This window comes from Oleiphilus sp. HI0043, assembly GCF_001634935.1.
Map to the genome: position 1 here is coordinate 37718 of NZ_LWEY01001755.1, position 17096 is coordinate 54813.

Consider the following 17096-nt stretch of genomic DNA (forward strand, 5'->3'; position numbering starts at 1 on the left):
ATTAAGAAGAAGGCTTGGGTAAAAACTCAAGCATTGCCTCTGCGGAAACACTTGGAGCCTCAAGCATGGCAAGGTGGCCAATATCTTCGAGTACCAGCTGTTGGGCACCAGAGATTAATTTTGTATATTTGTCGATGTTTTTTACGTTAATAGCCCTGTCTTGTTCACCCCAAATAATTAGAGTAGGCGCAATGATACTGGTGAACTTTTGCTCCAGCCCCTTGCCCAAGTCACTACGAATATCTTTGAATATTTTCTGATTGATTTCCAGGCGACGAATGGACTTTTCTGCTTCGACCTTGGTGATAACGTCGGGTATGAAAGGCTTATCTTCCATTACAAAGTCCATAAGCTCGTTGAACTCATCAGTGTTTGACGCGATTAGGGGGTTGATACCTTGAGATAAAAGCTCATCCATTTTTGAGGGAATATCATGGATACCCGCAGGGCTAATTAGGGTTATCGATAGAACCTGCTCTGGGTAGGTTGCTGCGTAAAGTGATGAAATGGCGCCTCCCATAGAATTACCGACTAGATGGAAGCGTTTGAGATTCAAGGCACTTGCAAACTGTTTTACGAATGCGCTTTGCTCGACGATGGAGTAAGACTGACTCATGTCGATAGTGCTATCACCATGGCCCATTAAATCTAGAGCGATAAGGTGATACTTGTCAGCTAGCGGTTCAGAAAAACGTATCCAGTTTTCTTTATTGGCGCTAAAGCCGTGCAGCATGATGATTGTGCCGAGCTTATCTTGGCGAGAGTTTTCCAGATAAGCGTAAGGTTTGCCTTCAATCGAGATTTTTTTAGGTAGAAGGTTTGCTTTTGAGGCTTCAAACTCGATCGCTAAACGATAAAGGTCATCGCGATAGTAGTCGCTTGCGATATTGACTGAAACCAGAGAAAGGACAAAGACAAACAAAAAGACTTTAAGTTTACTCACGCGCGCTCCTTGTTTAACAAGCCGAAGCGCAGCCTGCGAGTTCTTTTAAGCCATTCATATCGATGATGTGTAAGTCTGTACGCTTAATTTCTAGCAAGCCTTCTTTTTGAAAACGCTTAAATAAACGGCTAACCGTTTCGGCGGCCATATTTAAGTGATTAGCAATATCGCGACGCGGCATCATGAGGTTAATTCGAGTATCGGAATAACCGCGTTGCTTGTAGCGAGAAGATAATGCGAGGATAAAACCGGCTAGTTTCTGGTCAGCAGAATGTTCCACAGTCATTGACTGTGAAGTATGTACTTCCTTACTCATTAAGCTAAATAATTGGCGCTGTAGGGAGGGAAGTTTCGCTGCAAGGCTTTCTAAATCGTTGTAGTTAATACCACAGACAGAGGAAGTGCCAAGAGAAATAGCTGTTGAAATATACTTCTGTGGGTAGATCGCATCCAAGCCGAAAAGTTCACCGGGCAGGTGGAAACCGACAATATGCTCATTACCGTTCGCATCAATAACCACGGTTTTGAACATGCCCGATTTAACGGCGTAGATCCTTTCAAAGTGTTGTTCTGACTGGTAGACGGTCTCGTTTTCTTTATAGGGGGACGAAGGCTCAATAATGTTTTCTAACGAAACCATATCATTTGAGTCTAACCCTACTGGCAAGCAAAGTTTTCCAAGAGAGCATTGTCCGCACTTTAAAAAGGACGGAGATGCCACAGAATTCGAGCTCGGCATACGTAAATCACCATAAAATTTTAATTATAGTGTCTTACTATACCGTGGTTGCTCAGTATTCTGTAGAGTTGTTTGATTAAAATATGCATCAAATTTCATAGCGATGTTCCGCAGAAAGATTCTTCCTTTGGGTGTCACCTTGAATCCTTGGTCACTTAATTCGATCAAACCATCGCTTGCGAGGTCATTCAAGCTACTGAGTTCACTGTTGAAATAACGGTGGAAAAAAATATCGTGACCGTCACCGAAGTCACTGTAATCAACGACACCGTCACACATAATTTGTTGGATTAGATCTGCACGGATGCGGTCATCGGTATTGAGATTAACGCCGCGTTTGATAGGTAAGTGTCCTTTATCAACGGCGGTTTTGTACTTGGATACTTCGGTGACATTCTGGCTATAGCCATCATTGACCCGGCTGATAGCACTGACACCAATACCAATTACATCGCATTCTGCATGTGTAGAATAGCCTTGGAAGTTACGCTGCAAACCACCTGTATCAAGGGCTTTAGCCAAGCTGTCAGTAGGTAGTGCAAAGTGATCCATACCGATATAGATATAGCCCGCTTCAGTTAAGCGTTGGATACTATCGGTGAATATTTCAAGTTTTTCTGCTGTTCCTGGAAGGTCGCCTGAGTGAATCAGCCTTTGCGCCGGAATGCGTTGAGGCATATGTGCGTAATTATAGAGTGCGATTCGATCCGGTTTAATACGAATGACTTCATCAAGCGTATTCGAAAAACTTGCGCGAGACTGTTTTGGCAGGCCGTAAATAATATCAATAGATACTGAATCAACTTTGTTATCGCGAGCTGACTGGATAACCGCTTCAACCTGCTCTTTACTTTGCTCACGGTTGATAGCTTTCTGCACTTCAGGGTCAAAGTCCTGAACGCCGATACTGATTCTGTTAAAGCCCATGGTCACTAATTCGGTCATTTCTTCTGGTGTGACTGTACGTGGGTCAACTTCAATGCCAATTTCTAATGAGTCAGGAAGACCTAGGTGGAAGGATTGTGCCAGCACTTCCATGACTTCACGTAATTGCTGAGGGCTTAAAAATGTGGGAGTGCCACCACCAAAATGAATCTGTTGCAGTAAACGGTCGTCAGCATAGTACTTGCCGTGCATTTCGATTTCCCGATATAGATAATCGAGGTAGTCAGTGGCTAGCTGCTGCTTGTGCGTCACAATCTTGTTGCAGCCACAGTAGTAACAAAGTGACTTACAAAATGGAATGTGGATATAAACAGAAAGAGGCTTGGGAACAGGCAACTGGTTACTTGCCTGAGCATGAGTACGATAGTCAGCTTCAGTAAAGTTATCATTGAACTGAAGTGCAGTTGGATAAGATGTGTATCTTGGCCCGTAAACGTCGTATTTGTTTAGTAAGGGCGCCAAGTCTTCGGTCACCTCAAGCGGTTTCATCTATCCATTCCTCCTGCATTGTTAGGGGATCAGTTTATGCGCACTAGGCGTAAGCTGCCTTGACGTGCGTCAAGGGAAATGACTGGTACAAAAAATACTCGAAAAAGGTGCATCTTCAGGTGCAGAACGAAGAAAGGTGGAGCTTAGTCTTGAGAGAAGCGTGCTTGGTGAAATTTAAGTTGAGCAGTATGGCCGCCATCGGGAAAGTGATGATAAGCGAGTCGGCTTACATTGGCATAAGGTACATCAATATTCCAAAGCCTGTCACTAGGCATACCTAGTACGTGGGTTAATATAGCTCGGATAACGCCCCCATGGCATACAAGTAAAGTATGCTCAGTTTGATATTCGAGCACTAAGGCTTCCCAAGCTGTATGAATACGCTGAATGAAATCAGACATTCGCTCGGAGCCTTGGGGAGCGTGATTATCGGGGTCTTCCCAGTAGTTTCTTAATGCCTTTGGGTCGTGTTTCATCAGTTCTTTGACGCTCTTTCCTTCCCATTCACCAAAGGAAATTTCACGAAACATCGGGTTTATGTCGACGCAGAGGCTTAGGTCTTCCCCTAGCTTATTGGCAAAGGCCTGACAGCGACTTAATGGTGAAGTCACTATCCGGGTCCAGGGTTTATGACCCCCTACACTGTCGTGCATTTGCTGCCAGCCCAAGTCTGATAAGGGGTCGTCTTGTGAACCTCGTAGTAGTTGTCCACCAACGGGTTCGCCATGTCTGATTAGGTCGAAAGTGCTTGCTTTCATAACTAAGCCTTGAGTCGCTCGAGTAGCATTTCATATTGCTGTTGTTTAGCAGCAGTATGCCTTATTTTGAACTCCTGAATAAGCAAGAGGCAAGCATCTTGTGTAATATGTTGGTTGCCAGCAAGTTCGAGAAACAAGAAGGCTTGCTCAGCTTTAGGCAGGTCTCCATGTTTAATAAAAAGCATCATCATCTTATGATAGTGCTCGGGCTGTAAGCATTCTTGAGCCCTTTTTTTACTAGCAGCATTTTTTTGAATGTCGGAAAATAATCGACAAATTCTTTCGTAGTCTGATTTACGGACACACAGTTCAATAAGGTTCTGTGCATGCTTCCAATAGCTCGAGTCTTCAGTATGCAATTTTGCCAAGTTGTAACGCTGCTCCAATATTGCTCGTGATTCGGGATATTTAGCACCCAGTGATCGCAATAACTGGCGTGCAGTATTGAACTCGAAGCGCGATAGGAATTCCATTGCTTTTGAAAGCTCTGCTCTGTACTCCCAATCAACGGAGGCAGTTATTCTTGGCTTGTTTTTTGGGGTTTCTTTCGCTGCAACTTTCATGCTTAAGCTCATGAAAATGCCTGTTGAGAGTGCCGGAAGCAGCATGCTTGCAAGAAGATATATGCTAGGCCTAGGTTGGTCGAGCGTATGTAAAACGGTATAGGTGATTAAGCTTAGAGTAAGCATTAGTAACATGAATAAGGCCGATTTTGAGGGTTGCAAGGACTCTCTTTTGGCTTGGAAATTCTTTAGTTTGTCTAACACTAGCGGGCTTGCCAGGCCATAGATAGCACCAAGAGGCCCAACTAAGACGGCATTGCTTTTGGTTGTGAATAATAGATAGGTGAGTGAAGAAATAAACATCGAAAACAGAAAATAGCAGTACAGCTTAAAGGCGCCAAAGCGCTTTTCAAAGTAGAAGGATAAAACTGAAAAACATAGAAATACTAAAATAAACAATGGATGAGAGGGGTGTGCGAAAACATGAGTGAGGATCTGTCTGATGCTGAAGTCTTGAGCAGAAAGGCCAAGTAAGTTTGTACTGGTGGCGCGATACATTTGCTCAATTATAAGCCGCTCCTCATGCCATGTTTCCAGTATGGCTTTCTCAAGAAACATGCTGCCATTCTGCTTGATATAGGAGGAAAAAGCTGAATCTTCCAAGATAGCTTTGATCGTAGGAAGCGACTCACCATCTTCAAAATCAGCTTTTAAGCTATCAATCTTTTGGGCTGAACCCAGGCCTTCTATGTTTAGCCTACGATCAAGGTAATCAAAAAAAATGGGGGCTTCGATTGCTAATAAATCTTGTTGGTAATGTTTGTTTATAGATAGCCACTGTTGTTCATCATGCTTATGCCCGTATAAGACGCTAATCAACAATGTGAGCGACAGAAGCAAGGTAAGAAAAGGAGTTTTCTTGATAGACATGGAGTATTTTGTTTTCACCCATCTTTAATAAGCATTGCACGATTAGACGGCAGCTTAATGCTCTTATACCGATACGAAGCCTATTTATAACAGAAAGCAGGGTGATTTGCCTCCTGGTATTTGACGGCTTAAGCCTCTACTTCCATAGAGGCTGACTTGCTTCGAGTTGTGCTTCTTGTCGGGACACGCCAATATCTCTTAATTGAGCATCACTCAGTTGAAGCAGCTTTTTACGTTGTCGGTGTATCTCCAGTCGCCATGCTAGCGAGTGTAATTGCTTGGCAAATCGTAGACATAGATTGGTGAGGCCTTTTAATGAGCCTGAGTAATTGTGAAGACCTTGTGGCGAAGGGAGTATTTCATGTCTCATCGTATCTTTCCTCGCAATACTAATAATGATAGGGCTTGAAGATGAATACTATACGGAGGTTGTCTGATACGTAACAGATTTAGAATTTAACTAAATTAGCCATAACAGATGTAGTATGAATGAACTGTTAAGTATAATATTTGAACAACTGTTATGGTTCTGGGAGCACAACAATGAAACAGCCTATTTATAAATTGTTAGCAAATGACCTTGCTGAGCAGATTCGGCAAAGTACTTTTGCTAGGGGGGATAAGCTTCCTTCTGTTCGGGAATTAGCGAAACAGCGCTCGGTCAGTGTGTCGACTGTTTTAATGAGCTACGGTTTACTAGAGGACTGGGGGCTGATTGAGGTGAGGCCAAAGTCTGGCTATTATGTTAAAGCCATTGCGCTCAGTGCGCCGGTAGAACATTTATCTAAAGACCATATCCACAACTCTGTCTCTGATTGCGGCCCGGATGAAGTCACCACTTCAGAATTGATCATGGACGTCCTGGCCAGTTCGGCAGAACCAAACAATGTCAGCTTCGGTGCAGCGGTCCCGGCAAGTGACTTCCCTATTATTGAACAACTAAAAAAATCATTTGCAAACCTTGTGCGGACTGAGAAGTTTCTCGGCATTGGCTATGACTCAGGAAAAGGCTGTCCTCAACTAAGGAAGCAGCTCGCCAGACGTGCTTCTGATGCGGGCATGTTAGTGTCACCTGATGAAATTATTATTACTGCTGGCTGCCAAGGGGCCATTGTATTGTGTTTACGCTCTCTGTGTGAAAAAGGTGATGTGGTTGCGGTAGAGTCGCCAGGCTATTATGGCTTGTTACAGTTAATCGAATCTTTGGGGCTAAAAGCGCTTGAAATTCCTTCAGATCCGGTAAGGGGAATGAGCATCGACGCGCTTCAGTTGGCAGTCGAGCAGTGGCCCGTAAAAGTTGTGTTATCAGTTCCTAGCTATAGCAACCCCATGGGAGCCTTGATGCCAGAAACTGCGAAGCTCAAGTTGGCGAAGCTCTTAGAAAAATATGATTTACCGATGATTGAAGACGATATTTACGGAGAGCTGTCATACAGTGATGCTAGGCCAAAAGCTGTTAAATCTTATGATAAGGATGGCCGAATTCTGCTGTGCTCTTCAGTTTCGAAGGTGCTTGACCCTCAGCTATGTGTCGGCTGGGTGATGCCAGGGCGATATCGGGAAAAAATTGAGTACCAACGTTTTTTAAGCAACTCCAGTCACTTTGCTTTACCCCAACTGGCGGTTGCCGATATTTTGTCTAGAGGGCGCTTTGACCGTCACTTGAGGCATGCTCGTGAAGTTTACAGCCAGAGGCGCGATAGGTTGCTAGATTTAATTGCGCTACACTTTCCCAAAGAAACACGCATCACTAAGCCGCAAGGAGGTTTTGTTGCATGGATACAGTTGCCTGATGGTGTAGATAGCACAGAGTTCTACCATTTGGCTAAGGCCGAGGGCGTCATTGTTGCGCCAGGAGAAATCTTTTCAACCGATTCGAGTAAGTACCATAACTATATTCGGTTAAGTTATGCACATGAATGGACCAGAGAGCGAGAGCAAGCTGTTGTGATTTTGGGGAATATACTAAAAGCTGAACTAAGCAGATTCACATAACACTTGCTCAGCTTTTAAGTGGAGAGCTTAACGTTTTTTAGGTGTCCAGGCCCAAACCATTTCCATAAGAATGGGTTCTTTGCCTTCAGCGTCTGTCACACTGACTTTTACAGTGGTTTCACCTTTTTCGAGTTTTTGGATATCAGCAATTTGCTTTTTGCTTAGCGTTGCAACGGCTTTCATGTCGCCCTTGGCGCGTTTTACATAGTCAGCTTTGATTGTTTTGATCACAGGGACAGCGCTATCAGGTACGTTCATACCAATCAAATATCCGGTAGCAGACTCTGCGATCAGAATACTGGCGACAGCATGCACTGAACCAATATGATTTTGCACACTCTTTTTATTTTTTAGTGTAATCACTGCTCGTTCGCAGCTGAGCTCTTCAATTGTAATTCCAGCAGTGCCGGTAAACTTCACCATCTTTCCAAAAAAAGTAGACAGCGCTGTTGAGCGAAGGAAAGATGGCAAGGAATTAATGTTACTGACAATTTTATTTAGCTTATTTTTCTTGGCCAAGATGTGGTCTCCAAAAATTAGTGAAAACAGAAAATTAGATCTTATTGATAAAGTAGATACTTATCAAAACTGTGAGATTATACACATAAATGGAAAAGTGGTTTTACCTATAGAGCTACCGATCTGTATTTAAGCGAGTTATAATCGCGCCAAATTAACAGGAGTAAGTTATGAGCGATTTAAAGCAACAATTTGAAGATACCGTAAACTTTGTTCAAAACTCGGAAGGTGACGTTCAGCTTTCAAACGAGCAGAAGTTGCAGATGTATGCTTTGTATAAGCAAGCAACTGAAGGTGACGTTTCAGGTAAAAAGCCAGGTATGATGGACTTCGTTGCACGTGCAAAATATGTTGCATGGGAAGAGTTGAAAGGAACGACTTCTGATGCGGCAATGCAAAAATACATTAATGAAGTTGAAACATTAAAGGCGTAAATTACAGCGTCTCTAACCAGTCTGTGTCTCAGGCTGGTTAATAGCAGTGTCCACGATAAAAAAGATAATAATTATAAGAGATCAACACAAGGAAAGTGAAGAAGCATATAGGTCTCTATAAGCAGTAAAAGGAATCAATATGAGTACAGCAGTTGCATTGGACGAATGTCAACCGGGGTTGTCAGTAGACTTGGCTGAAGCGGTAAAGCACCAACATTTGAGTGCCAGAACCATTCATACTTACCAGCACTGGATTACGCAGTATTTAGCTTATTATGATTTGCGGAGCCCGCGTTATTTAAGTGAATCTAATGTGAAAGAGTTTTTACGCTATTTGGTAAAAAATATGTCTCTTTCCCGCGCGCGCTTGAATCAAGCTCGAGAAGCACTATTATTCTTATATGAAAAGGTTTTAAAGAAGCCTTTGAAAAGGACGGAGATAGTTCCCAAGGATAGTTAATTTTCATTATCAGGCGGAGGAAGCAATGTTTAGATTCATCTACGCTTTTTTCGCCTTTTTAGTATCTAGTGTCTCATTATCCTTGCATGCCAAGGACCCTTCCACAGTACAATCAGATGCTCCTCAGCCATTTGAGATTGGCATTAGCATGTCAATTCCTCCTTGGGTGATTAAAGAAACTGACTCAGGCATCGAGTTAGATATATTGCGAGCGAGCCTCGATCCTGAGCGTTATGATATACGTCCGGTTTATGTGCCATTTGAGCGAGCATATAAGTTGTTTGATGATGCGCAGTTAGATGCCGTGATGAATGCAAAGGCCAATGTTGTTAAGAGTGGTTATTTGTCCCAAGCCGTGGTGACATTTCAAAACTACGCAATAAGTCTGGCATCCAAGAACTACCCTGAAGATATATCTATGTCTTTTCTTCAAGATAAAACGGTTGTAGGTTTTCAAAAAGCGAAAGACTTTCTGGGTAAAGAATATGCTGTGATGGCACGCACAAACCGGCATTATCAAGAAGTTCCAAAACAAGATTTTCAGATAAATCTACTCTTTATCAGAGAGCTTGATTTTATCGTGATGGATAAGAGTATTTTTGGATATTATTGGTATAAGGCAAATCAGGGAGATCGCTACTCTCGCTTGGCAAAGCAGCGCTTTAGTCAAAAGGTCAGATTTCACCCCTTATTTAAACCAAGTCATTACCCGTTTTTATTCCGAGATAAGCTGGTCAGAGATGACTTTGATCGTGGTTTGTCAGAAATTAAATCAAGTGGTCGCTATCAAGAAATCCTGGATAAATACGACCACTTAAGTAATTTGTATCAGCACTGATGTAAACGAAGAAAGCAGAAAGCAGAAAGCTTATGAGGCGATGACCACCTCGCCTTGCTCAAACTTCAGGTAGAAGCAACTTCTACGATGAGTGTGACAAGCTGCTTCATCTTGTGTGACCAGGGCTAGTAGTACATCACCGTCGCAATCCGTTCTCATCGATACCAGGCTTTGCCAGTGGCCAGAGCTTTCTCCTTTGCGCCATAAAGACTTTCGCGAACGGGACCAATAGCACATCTTGGAGGTTTCGAGAGTTTCTTTTAATGACTCGCGATTCATCCAGGCAAACATTAGCACCTCTCTCGTCTCATGGTCCTGGGCTATTACGGGTATTAAACCCTCTTCAGAGAAGTTTAGTTCGTTTAATACTTTATCTAAGGGATAGGAGGTGCCTTCAGCATCGTTTTCGATCGATTTAAACCAGGACTTCATATTTAAATTACCTATATTTACGAGTTATGCGCTGAGATGTTTGGGTTTGGCAAGTCGAGATAAAAGGCTACCATTAAGTCCTAATGAAAACGACAAGACGTAGAGCATACCAAGTGTCAGTATGATCGCCGGCCCGGTTGGCCAGCCAGCATGGTATGACAAGAGTAAGCCGATATAACAACAGAGAATTGCAAAACAAGAGGACGCCAAAAGCATCATATCGAGGCTCTTGACCCAATACCTTGCAGAGGCTGCAGGCAAAATCATCATACCCACAGACATTAAGGTACCAAGGGCGTTAAAGCCGGCAACAAGGTTTAGAACAACTAGCACCAGGAAGGCAAAGTGAGCAATTGGACTTAGTCGACTGACTGATTGCAGGAAAAGCCTGTCCATACACTCAAGAACCAACGGTCTGAACAGCAGAGCAAGTGTAATTAAGGTAATTGTAGAAACCCCGGCAAGCAAATATAAAGCTTCGTTGTTCAAAGCCAGCGCGGAACCGAAAAGTACGTGTAGTAAATCAACCTGACTACCGTTAATTGAAATAATCAGGACGCCTGCTGCCAGAGAAATAAGATAAAAGGCAGCCATGCTGGCATCTTCAGCGACATCGGTCATACGAGAGACGAAACCGGAAAATAGCGCAACAAGGCAGCCTGCGATAATCCCGCCGATGGTCATTGCCTGAATAGATAAGCCGGCCAGAAAAAAGCCTGCCGCTGCACCGGGCAATATTGCGTGTGCCATGGCGTCGCCAGTTAAACTCATGCGTCTTAACATCAGAAAAACGCCAATAGGCGCTGCGCTAATCGCAATCGCAAGGCAGCCAACGATAGCGCGTTGCATAAATGAGAAGTCTAAAATTGGCGCAATAAAAAGATCGAACATCTGTTAGTGAGCCCCGCAATACACGGCGTTTTCATCAAAGGCTTCGTTGAGTTGTCGTGCTCGTTGCCAGTTTTGCTCAGTCAATACGCCGGCAGTTGGCCCAAAAGCGATGGGCTCTCGCGATAACAAAAGGCAATGTGGGAAGTGAGACTTTACTTGCTCAAGGTCATGGAGTACTGCAACAATCGTTTTACCCTGTTCATGCCAGTGTTGAATCAAGTGTAGTAGGTCATGTGTTGTTCGGCTGTCTACGCCGGTAAAAGGCTCATCTAATAATATTAGGTTGGCTTCTTGAACGAGCAAGCGTGCGAACAAAACGCGCTGCATTTGCCCTCCTGAAAGAGATCCGATCAAGCGTTTTTCAAACCCTGATAAACCCAGTTGCTGCAGCGCTTGTGCGACTTGCTTTTTATGCTTGCTACGTAATCGCCCGAAAGCACCCATATGTTTCCAGGCGCCAAGAGCGACCATTTCCTGAACTGTAATAGGGAAGCTTCTATCGACCATGTTTTGTTGAGGAAGATAAGCAATATCATCTTTCTCGACGGGTCCAAATTGAATATCACCTTCTAAGGGAGCAAGTTGCCCCATAATACCTTTAAGCAGTGTCGATTTACCTGCACCGTTAGGCCCAACAAGGGCAACAAGCATGCCTTTATCAATGCTGGCAGAAAGGTGGTGAACAGCGGGGTGCGCTTCGTAGCCGAGCGTTAGATTTCGGAAAGATAAAATCATTATCTACCTGGTGACACTGTAGACACAATAAATTAGTACTGCACTTAGCGAGGCCGCGAGGGCAAGGCGTTGAACAAGGCCAATTTCCAGTAAGCTTCGACGTGACATAATCAGCCTGTTATTAAAGTAGAACACAATCCGTGAATCCTATGTGATAGCATGCTAAATTGCAATCTGGCTGGCCTTGAAGCGTTAAATTATTGGGGCTGAGCGCGACGATTATTCCCAAATAACAATTACAAAACGTATCTGTCATTATGGAAGTGAACTCATACTTCGAGCTACTCAAGTTGGCAAGCATTCCCTTAATTGCGGGAATTGTTGGATTCATCACCAACTGGTTAGCCATTAAGCTTACTTTTTATCCGATCAAATTCTGGGGCATTCGGCCCATTTTTGGCTGGCAGGGAATTATTCCCTCAAAGGCTAGGAAGATGGCGGAAATCAGTGTTGATTCAACCTTGTCCAGAATTGGCTCAGTCTCTGATATTGTTGAGCAAATGAGCCCTGCTCTAATTGGCGAGCATATTCTCGAGTCACTTGCTCCTCGCACTGAAGAACTAGTTGATGAAATTATGCTTAAGCGCCATCGAACGCTTTGGCAAAATCTACCAAGACCCGTTAAAGAGCTGGTTTATGAGAGGGTAAAGAGTCAACTGCCGAGAATTATGCAGAATCTTGTCGAGGATATCGGGCCAAAGATAGAGTCATTGTTTGATCTTAAGCTGATGGTTATCGAGAAGCTGGAAGATGATAAAACGCTGCTGAATAAAATCTTTCTCGAATGCGGGGCTCAGGAGTTTCGCTTTATTATAAAAAGCGGCCTCTGGTTTGGCTTTTTGTTTGGGCTTCCCCAGTTAATACTTTGGTACTTCTTACCCTACCCGTGGATCTTGCCAGTATGCGGATTTTTGGTGGGGTGGGCGACTAACTGGGTGGCGTTGAATATGATTTTCCGGCCTGTTAAGCCCTTTAAGTTTTTAGGCCTGACAATACACGGTTTATTTTTAAAGCGGCAAGACTCTGTATCAGAGTCTTTTTGTAAAATCATTACTGAAGAAATCCTGACAGTTGATCAAATCGCCCAAGCCATGCTGAAAGGGCCGGAAGCAAAGCGTACAAGGGCTATTATTCAAAGACATTTTGAAAACATGGTAGATGATACGGTTGGTTTGATTAAGCCTTTTACTCAAGCCGCTATGGGGCCGAAAGGCTTTGCTGAACTCAAAGAAGATGCCGGATTGAAGGCAGTAGATTTGTCAAAAACTACGCTGCGTGACCCTTTGTTTAACCAGGAGAGGGCCAAGGTTGTACAGGATATCATGGCGCAACGAATGAAGGAGCTCCCTTCTGAAGAATTTCAGGATCTACTAAGGCCTTGTTTTCAGGAAGATGAGATAAAACTGATCATTATCGGTGGTATTCTTGGTGCCATGGCTGGCTTGGCTCAGCTTGCTTATATATTTGGTCAGAGTCTTTAAGTGACTATTTCCTCTGTTTCGGTAAAATAGCCGTCAAGTATTACCTAATCCAAGTTTTTTATAGTTTACGCAGTTAATGAATTATTCTTCGCTACAGTCTCTTTTTTACCAACTCAAGAACAATCGGGCTTTTGAGCTCTTTGTTATTTTTATCATTATTATTTCCGCCTTGGAAATTGGCGCAAAAACCTACGATTTGCCTGTGCAGGCCATAGCATTCACCAAAATGCTGGATCTGTTTATCACCCTGTTCTTTCTGGTTGAAATCGTTATTCGTTTTGTTGCTGAGCCAAATAAGCGGCACTTCTTTAAAAGCGGTTGGAACGTATTTGATACGCTGGTGGTGGTAATAAGTCTGATACCAATTGACGACTCTGAAATGGCATTGTTGGCTCGTTTGGTCAGAGTGTTCAGAGTTTTGAGGATGATATCGGTGATTCCTGAGTTGCGCATCTTGATTAACTCTTTAATCAAGGCCTTGCCACAGCTGGGCTATGTCATGCTTTTGATGTTTATCATCTTTTATATCTATGCTGCTGTCGGAAGCTTTTTATTCCAAACAATTAATCCTGACTTATGGGGAAATATTGCTATTTCCATGCTGACCTTGTTTAGGGTGATGACCTTTGAAGATTGGACTGATGTTCAATATGAAACGATGGAGGTGTACCCCTTCAGCTGGATATACTACTTATCGTTTATCTTTTTTACAGCCTTTGCATTTCTCAATATGGTAATTGGTATTGTCGTTAATGTGATGGAAGAAGAGCATGCTAAAGCGCGGCAAGAAAGTAAAAAGGATGAGCCAACTATTAGTGACCTTCAAGCTGAAATCTTAAGCATGAAACAGATGATTGTGGATCTTAAGAAAAACTAGAATAGCTGTGAATTTAGAACTAGACTTAATGACTATCGGTCACCTAGCTGGCTGATTGAATTAATTCGTAATTGAAGTTTGTGAGAGTGTAATGTCGGAAGGAAGTGAAGGCTTAAGTCGAAAGCAGGTTGAGTTTGCTAAGAGGGAGCAGGAAATTCTCAAAGCGGCGATCAGTTTGTTTGAGAACCCACATTGGGAAACTGTGACCGTTGAGCAGATTTCCAAAAAAGCAGAGATAGGCAAAGGGACCGTTTATAAGCATTTTACCTGTAAAGAAGAGATTTACGCTCAGATTTCAATCTCGTTTTTGCGTCGTATGCTGGCCTCTTACGAAGCGCTACCACCACATTCAGAAGCAATAGATATCATTCGTGAAATTATTCGCGCTTCCTTTGCGCAATTTCTTGATAATCCGGCTGAAGCGCGGGTTTCGTTTTATTGTAAGCGTGTCGACTTTAGAGAACGCCTCACCCCGGAATTACGGGCCGAGTTTGACCAATTAGACGATTTATTTGCCTCCTACATTGGCTCAATACTGGAGCCAGGTATTAAGAGTGGGATGTTTCCTGATATGCCCATTGAGCACTTAATGATGGGCTTAGAAGCGACCTTTGATGGCGCGATTAGTACAATTTGGAATGGCGGTTTGCATTGCCAAGAAGATACAGATTTAGAGACTTATATCAATATTATTAGTGAGTATATGGTGGCGGGCTTAGTTGGTCTGGTAAAAGCTTAGCGACTGAATTGACGTAGAGGGGAAAATAGAATGGGTATCGCAATCCGTGCGATACCCTAGAATAGGCGCTTCCTTTACTGTTCCATCAGTTAATTGTATCCATTGAACATCCGTGAACAAATCCTTGTTTTGCCACTGTCCTTAGTTATTCAGCCGCTCCTGCAGCACAATTGTCCCTTGCCTTATCGTTCCTTGATCTACAACTGCCCTGTGTAGTTATCTGAATCCTTCAGATTGGCTCCTGCCTTCCCTAACAAGTCCGTTTGATGTTGCTTCCGTTTGATGAGTATATTACGGAAACCACATGTAGGAAAAAATAGGATAAAACCTAAAGCCATGTAGGAGATATCCTACATGGCTCTGCTGAGGACAGACAAGAATTTGGCCAGGATGTAGCCGGTCTAAACTAATTCGAACTGAATTTGTTTACGAGACCAGTCGATTTGCTTGAGTTTTACTTGTACTGCTTGGTCGAGTTGGAAGGACTGCTCTTTGTTGGTGATGCAAAGCAGGTCTTGGTTAAAGCTATACTTCCCTTCCATCTCCTTGGTTGAGACAAATCCTTCAATACCTGTTTCTGCTAGACGAACTTGAAAACCAGAAGAAAAGACACGATGAATCGTAGCATTTAAGGTTTGTTTGTTCTTAGCTAAATACTGGCACTTCAGCCATTGCTCAACATCATAGACGGCACTTTTGGCTTTACTCGAATTCTCACTTAATGCTTCTATTTGAGCTTCGTTAATGTAGCTTTCATTGTTGGCTGCAATCGCATCGAGTTGGCGGTGTACTAAAAAGTCACTGGCTTTTCTAAGGGGGGAGGTGAAGTTGCAATACTGCTGCAATCCCATGCCGAAGTGAGGCGCAGGTTCTAGGCTTAGCTGGCTTTTCTCTAACTGGCGAGAAATAAGTAGTTGGTAGCGAGTTAACTCATCATTACTGGAAAGCTGTTTTGATAGTTCAACAAAGCTGTCTAAAGACGCTAAAGAATCTTCTTTGTACTCAGGAATGTTTTCTTGCAGTACTTTATCCAAGCTTTCCAAGCGATCGGCACGTATGCCTTTATGGCTAATGTAGATACCGGGAAGTTTGCTTTTGGAAATGAGTTCTGCGATGCAACAGTTTGCAGCGACCATCGCTTCTTCAACTATACGGTGAGCGCTGGAGAATACTTTCTGTTTGATCTCTGCAATCTTTCCCTGGTCATTCAGCTCGAGGTAGAACTCTTGACGGTCTTTTTGAATCAGGTTGTGCTTGTTGCGGAATTCTGATCGTTTATCGGCAATAGTCTTAAGATGCTTCAGGCTTTCCTGAATATCGCTGCTGCACTCGTCTAGCGCTTCGCCTTGGTCAATAAAGCTGCCAACGACTTCGTAACTAAGCTTTTTATGAGATTGAATAAGCGCTTGTTCTAGCTCGTAGCTTTCGATATCTCCAGTCTCACTTACAGTCGCTTTTACTACTTTGGCCAGACGCGGTTTACCTTCTACCAAAGAGCAGATATCACTGCCCAGCTTTTCTGGAAGCATCGCGATAGTCTGACCGGGGAAGTAGACTGAACTTGCGCGTTTTATCAGACTTTTCTCGATGGCTGAGCCGGCATCAATCATGGCGCAGGGGTCGGCAATCGCAATATATATATACCAACCTTGCTCAGCTTTTTCTGCATACAAGGCATCGTCTATATCTTTCGTAGAAGACGAGTCAATGGTAACAAAGGGAAGTTCACAATAGTTTTTACGCCCTTCGCTTAAACCTGCTATCTGTTCTTCTGAAATCGCATCTGCTTGTTCTTGCTCGACTTTGCTCCAGCTTGTTTCCAGGCGGTGCTTCTTGCTGGCATACAATGATTCGATACCGATATCTTGGTCGGTACCAATTAGCTCGACAATGCTTGCTTGTGCTTTCCCTGACTTAAAAGGATGTTGAGTAACCTTGCAGACAACCAGGTCTTTCGCTTTGGCTTTTTTGCGCTTTTGAGGAGGAATAAAAAACCACCGACACATGCCTTGGATATCGGGCTCAACAAAAGCAGCTTTACCCTTCTCTATGTATTTGCCACAAAAGAACTGGGTGTTGCTTTCAATTAGCCTTTCTAATTTAGCGACCTTTTTGTTCTTTGCATCTTTTATGACTTCAACTTCTACTCTATCACCAGGGAGTACGCGCTCCATTTCATCGGGTGGAAGATAAACGTCTCGGTTGGTATCAAGTGTCACAAAACCAAATTTGTAAGCAGAACCTTTAACTGTCCCAATGCAGAGATTGCGACTAGCTTTGATATCTTGCTTGAGTTGCTTGAGTTGATTAAGTGAGTCGAGTTTTAGCATTGATCATACCTGTTGGTGGCAAGAGTGCTGTGTATCGATCCTAGACACACAGCGACAT

At 43.3% G+C, this 17096-nt stretch carries 18 protein-coding genes; 7 read left to right on the top strand and 11 right to left on the bottom strand.

The genetic code is table 11. The features are described from left to right. Nucleotide 1: 1 nt before the first annotated feature. From A3729_RS26965 to A3729_RS26990, 6 genes are all read right to left on the bottom strand, one after another. Nucleotides 2-943, bottom strand: coding sequence for an alpha/beta fold hydrolase (locus A3729_RS26965; RefSeq protein WP_068553375.1), 942 nt, complete (start codon nucleotides 941-943; stop codon nucleotides 2-4). Nucleotides 944-956: 13 nt separating this feature from the next. Next, nucleotides 957-1610, bottom strand: a complete 654-nt coding sequence (locus A3729_RS26970) for a helix-turn-helix domain-containing protein (RefSeq protein WP_197469823.1) — start codon at nucleotides 1608-1610, stop codon at nucleotides 957-959. A gap of 96 nt (nucleotides 1611-1706) precedes the next feature. Then, the gene (gene hemN, locus A3729_RS26975) at nucleotides 1707-3116 is read right to left on the bottom strand and encodes an oxygen-independent coproporphyrinogen III oxidase (RefSeq protein WP_068553376.1); all 1410 of its coding nucleotides are present in this window, start codon (nucleotides 3114-3116) and stop codon (nucleotides 1707-1709) included. 143 nt (nucleotides 3117-3259) lie between these two features. Further along, entirely contained in the window at nucleotides 3260-3874 is a 615-nt protein-coding gene (locus tag A3729_RS26980; RefSeq protein WP_068508738.1) for a histidine phosphatase family protein, read from the bottom strand. Between the two features lie 2 nt (nucleotides 3875-3876). Continuing rightward, a complete protein-coding gene (locus A3729_RS26985; protein WP_068553377.1) occupies nucleotides 3877-5307 on the bottom strand; it encodes a rhomboid family intramembrane serine protease in 1431 nt (476 codons plus the stop codon). Between the two features lie 136 nt (nucleotides 5308-5443). Continuing rightward, nucleotides 5444-5677 carry a DUF1127 domain-containing protein gene (locus A3729_RS26990; protein WP_068508732.1) on the bottom strand — a complete coding sequence of 78 codons (234 nt, stop codon included), beginning with the start codon at nucleotides 5675-5677 and terminating at the stop codon, nucleotides 5444-5446. A gap of 173 nt (nucleotides 5678-5850) precedes the next feature. Between A3729_RS26990 and A3729_RS26995 the strand changes: the two genes are divergently transcribed. Next, nucleotides 5851-7302, top strand: coding sequence for a PLP-dependent aminotransferase family protein (locus A3729_RS26995; protein ID WP_068634046.1), 1452 nt, complete (start codon nucleotides 5851-5853; stop codon nucleotides 7300-7302). A gap of 27 nt (nucleotides 7303-7329) precedes the next feature. Here the strand turns inward: A3729_RS26995 and A3729_RS27000 are convergent, their stop codons facing one another. Next, on the bottom strand, nucleotides 7330-7821 hold the full coding sequence (locus A3729_RS27000; protein ID WP_068508730.1) for a DUF4442 domain-containing protein: 492 nt from the start codon (nucleotides 7819-7821) through the stop codon (nucleotides 7330-7332). A gap of 170 nt (nucleotides 7822-7991) precedes the next feature. On the opposite strand from A3729_RS27000, the gene A3729_RS27005 reads away from it, so the two are divergent. From A3729_RS27005 to A3729_RS27015, 3 genes are all read left to right on the top strand, one after another. Further along, nucleotides 7992-8255: an acyl-CoA-binding protein gene (locus tag A3729_RS27005; protein ID WP_068508728.1), complete on the top strand. Its 264-nt coding sequence runs from the start codon at nucleotides 7992-7994 to the stop codon at nucleotides 8253-8255. Between the two features lie 139 nt (nucleotides 8256-8394). Beyond that, on the top strand, nucleotides 8395-8715 hold the full coding sequence (locus A3729_RS27010) for a site-specific integrase (protein WP_068508725.1): 321 nt from the start codon (nucleotides 8395-8397) through the stop codon (nucleotides 8713-8715). Between the two features lie 148 nt (nucleotides 8716-8863). After that, nucleotides 8864-9553: an ABC transporter substrate-binding protein gene (locus tag A3729_RS27015; protein WP_068760715.1), complete on the top strand. Its 690-nt coding sequence runs from the start codon at nucleotides 8864-8866 to the stop codon at nucleotides 9551-9553. 30 nt (nucleotides 9554-9583) lie between these two features. Here the strand turns inward: A3729_RS27015 and hisI are convergent, their stop codons facing one another. Genes hisI through aztA form a run of 3 tightly spaced genes read right to left on the bottom strand, consistent with a single transcriptional unit; the run spans nucleotide 9584 to nucleotide 11611 of the window. Further along, nucleotides 9584-9985, bottom strand: a complete 402-nt coding sequence (gene hisI / locus A3729_RS27020; RefSeq protein ID WP_068508721.1) for a phosphoribosyl-AMP cyclohydrolase — start codon at nucleotides 9983-9985, stop codon at nucleotides 9584-9586. Nucleotides 9986-10009: 24 nt separating this feature from the next. Beyond that, nucleotides 10010-10876: a metal ABC transporter permease gene (locus A3729_RS27025; RefSeq protein WP_068508719.1), complete on the bottom strand. Its 867-nt coding sequence runs from the start codon at nucleotides 10874-10876 to the stop codon at nucleotides 10010-10012. A gap of 3 nt (nucleotides 10877-10879) precedes the next feature. Continuing rightward, nucleotides 10880-11611 (bottom strand): zinc ABC transporter ATP-binding protein AztA, encoded by a 732-nt coding sequence (gene aztA / locus A3729_RS27030; RefSeq protein WP_068552545.1) that lies wholly within the window; start codon nucleotides 11609-11611, stop codon nucleotides 10880-10882. Between the two features lie 257 nt (nucleotides 11612-11868). Here aztA and A3729_RS27035 point away from each other — a divergent pair, with 257 nt between their 5' ends. The 3 genes from A3729_RS27035 (at nucleotide 11869) to A3729_RS27045 (ending at nucleotide 14708) form a co-directional block, all read left to right on the top strand. After that, nucleotides 11869-13092, top strand: a complete 1224-nt coding sequence (locus A3729_RS27035) for a DUF445 domain-containing protein (RefSeq protein WP_156490115.1) — start codon at nucleotides 11869-11871, stop codon at nucleotides 13090-13092. A 76-nt stretch (nucleotides 13093-13168) separates the two neighbouring features. Then, nucleotides 13169-13969 (top strand): ion transporter, encoded by an 801-nt coding sequence (locus A3729_RS27040; protein ID WP_068508713.1) that lies wholly within the window; start codon nucleotides 13169-13171, stop codon nucleotides 13967-13969. Nucleotides 13970-14060: 91 nt separating this feature from the next. Then, nucleotides 14061-14708: a TetR/AcrR family transcriptional regulator gene (locus A3729_RS27045; RefSeq protein WP_068508712.1), complete on the top strand. Its 648-nt coding sequence runs from the start codon at nucleotides 14061-14063 to the stop codon at nucleotides 14706-14708. Nucleotides 14709-15109: 401 nt separating this feature from the next. Here A3729_RS27045 and A3729_RS27050 read toward each other — a convergent pair whose 3' ends face one another. Continuing rightward, nucleotides 15110-17038 carry a ribonuclease R family protein gene (locus A3729_RS27050; RefSeq protein WP_068508711.1) on the bottom strand — a complete coding sequence of 643 codons (1929 nt, stop codon included), beginning with the start codon at nucleotides 17036-17038 and terminating at the stop codon, nucleotides 15110-15112. Nucleotides 17039-17096 lie beyond the last annotated feature (58 nt).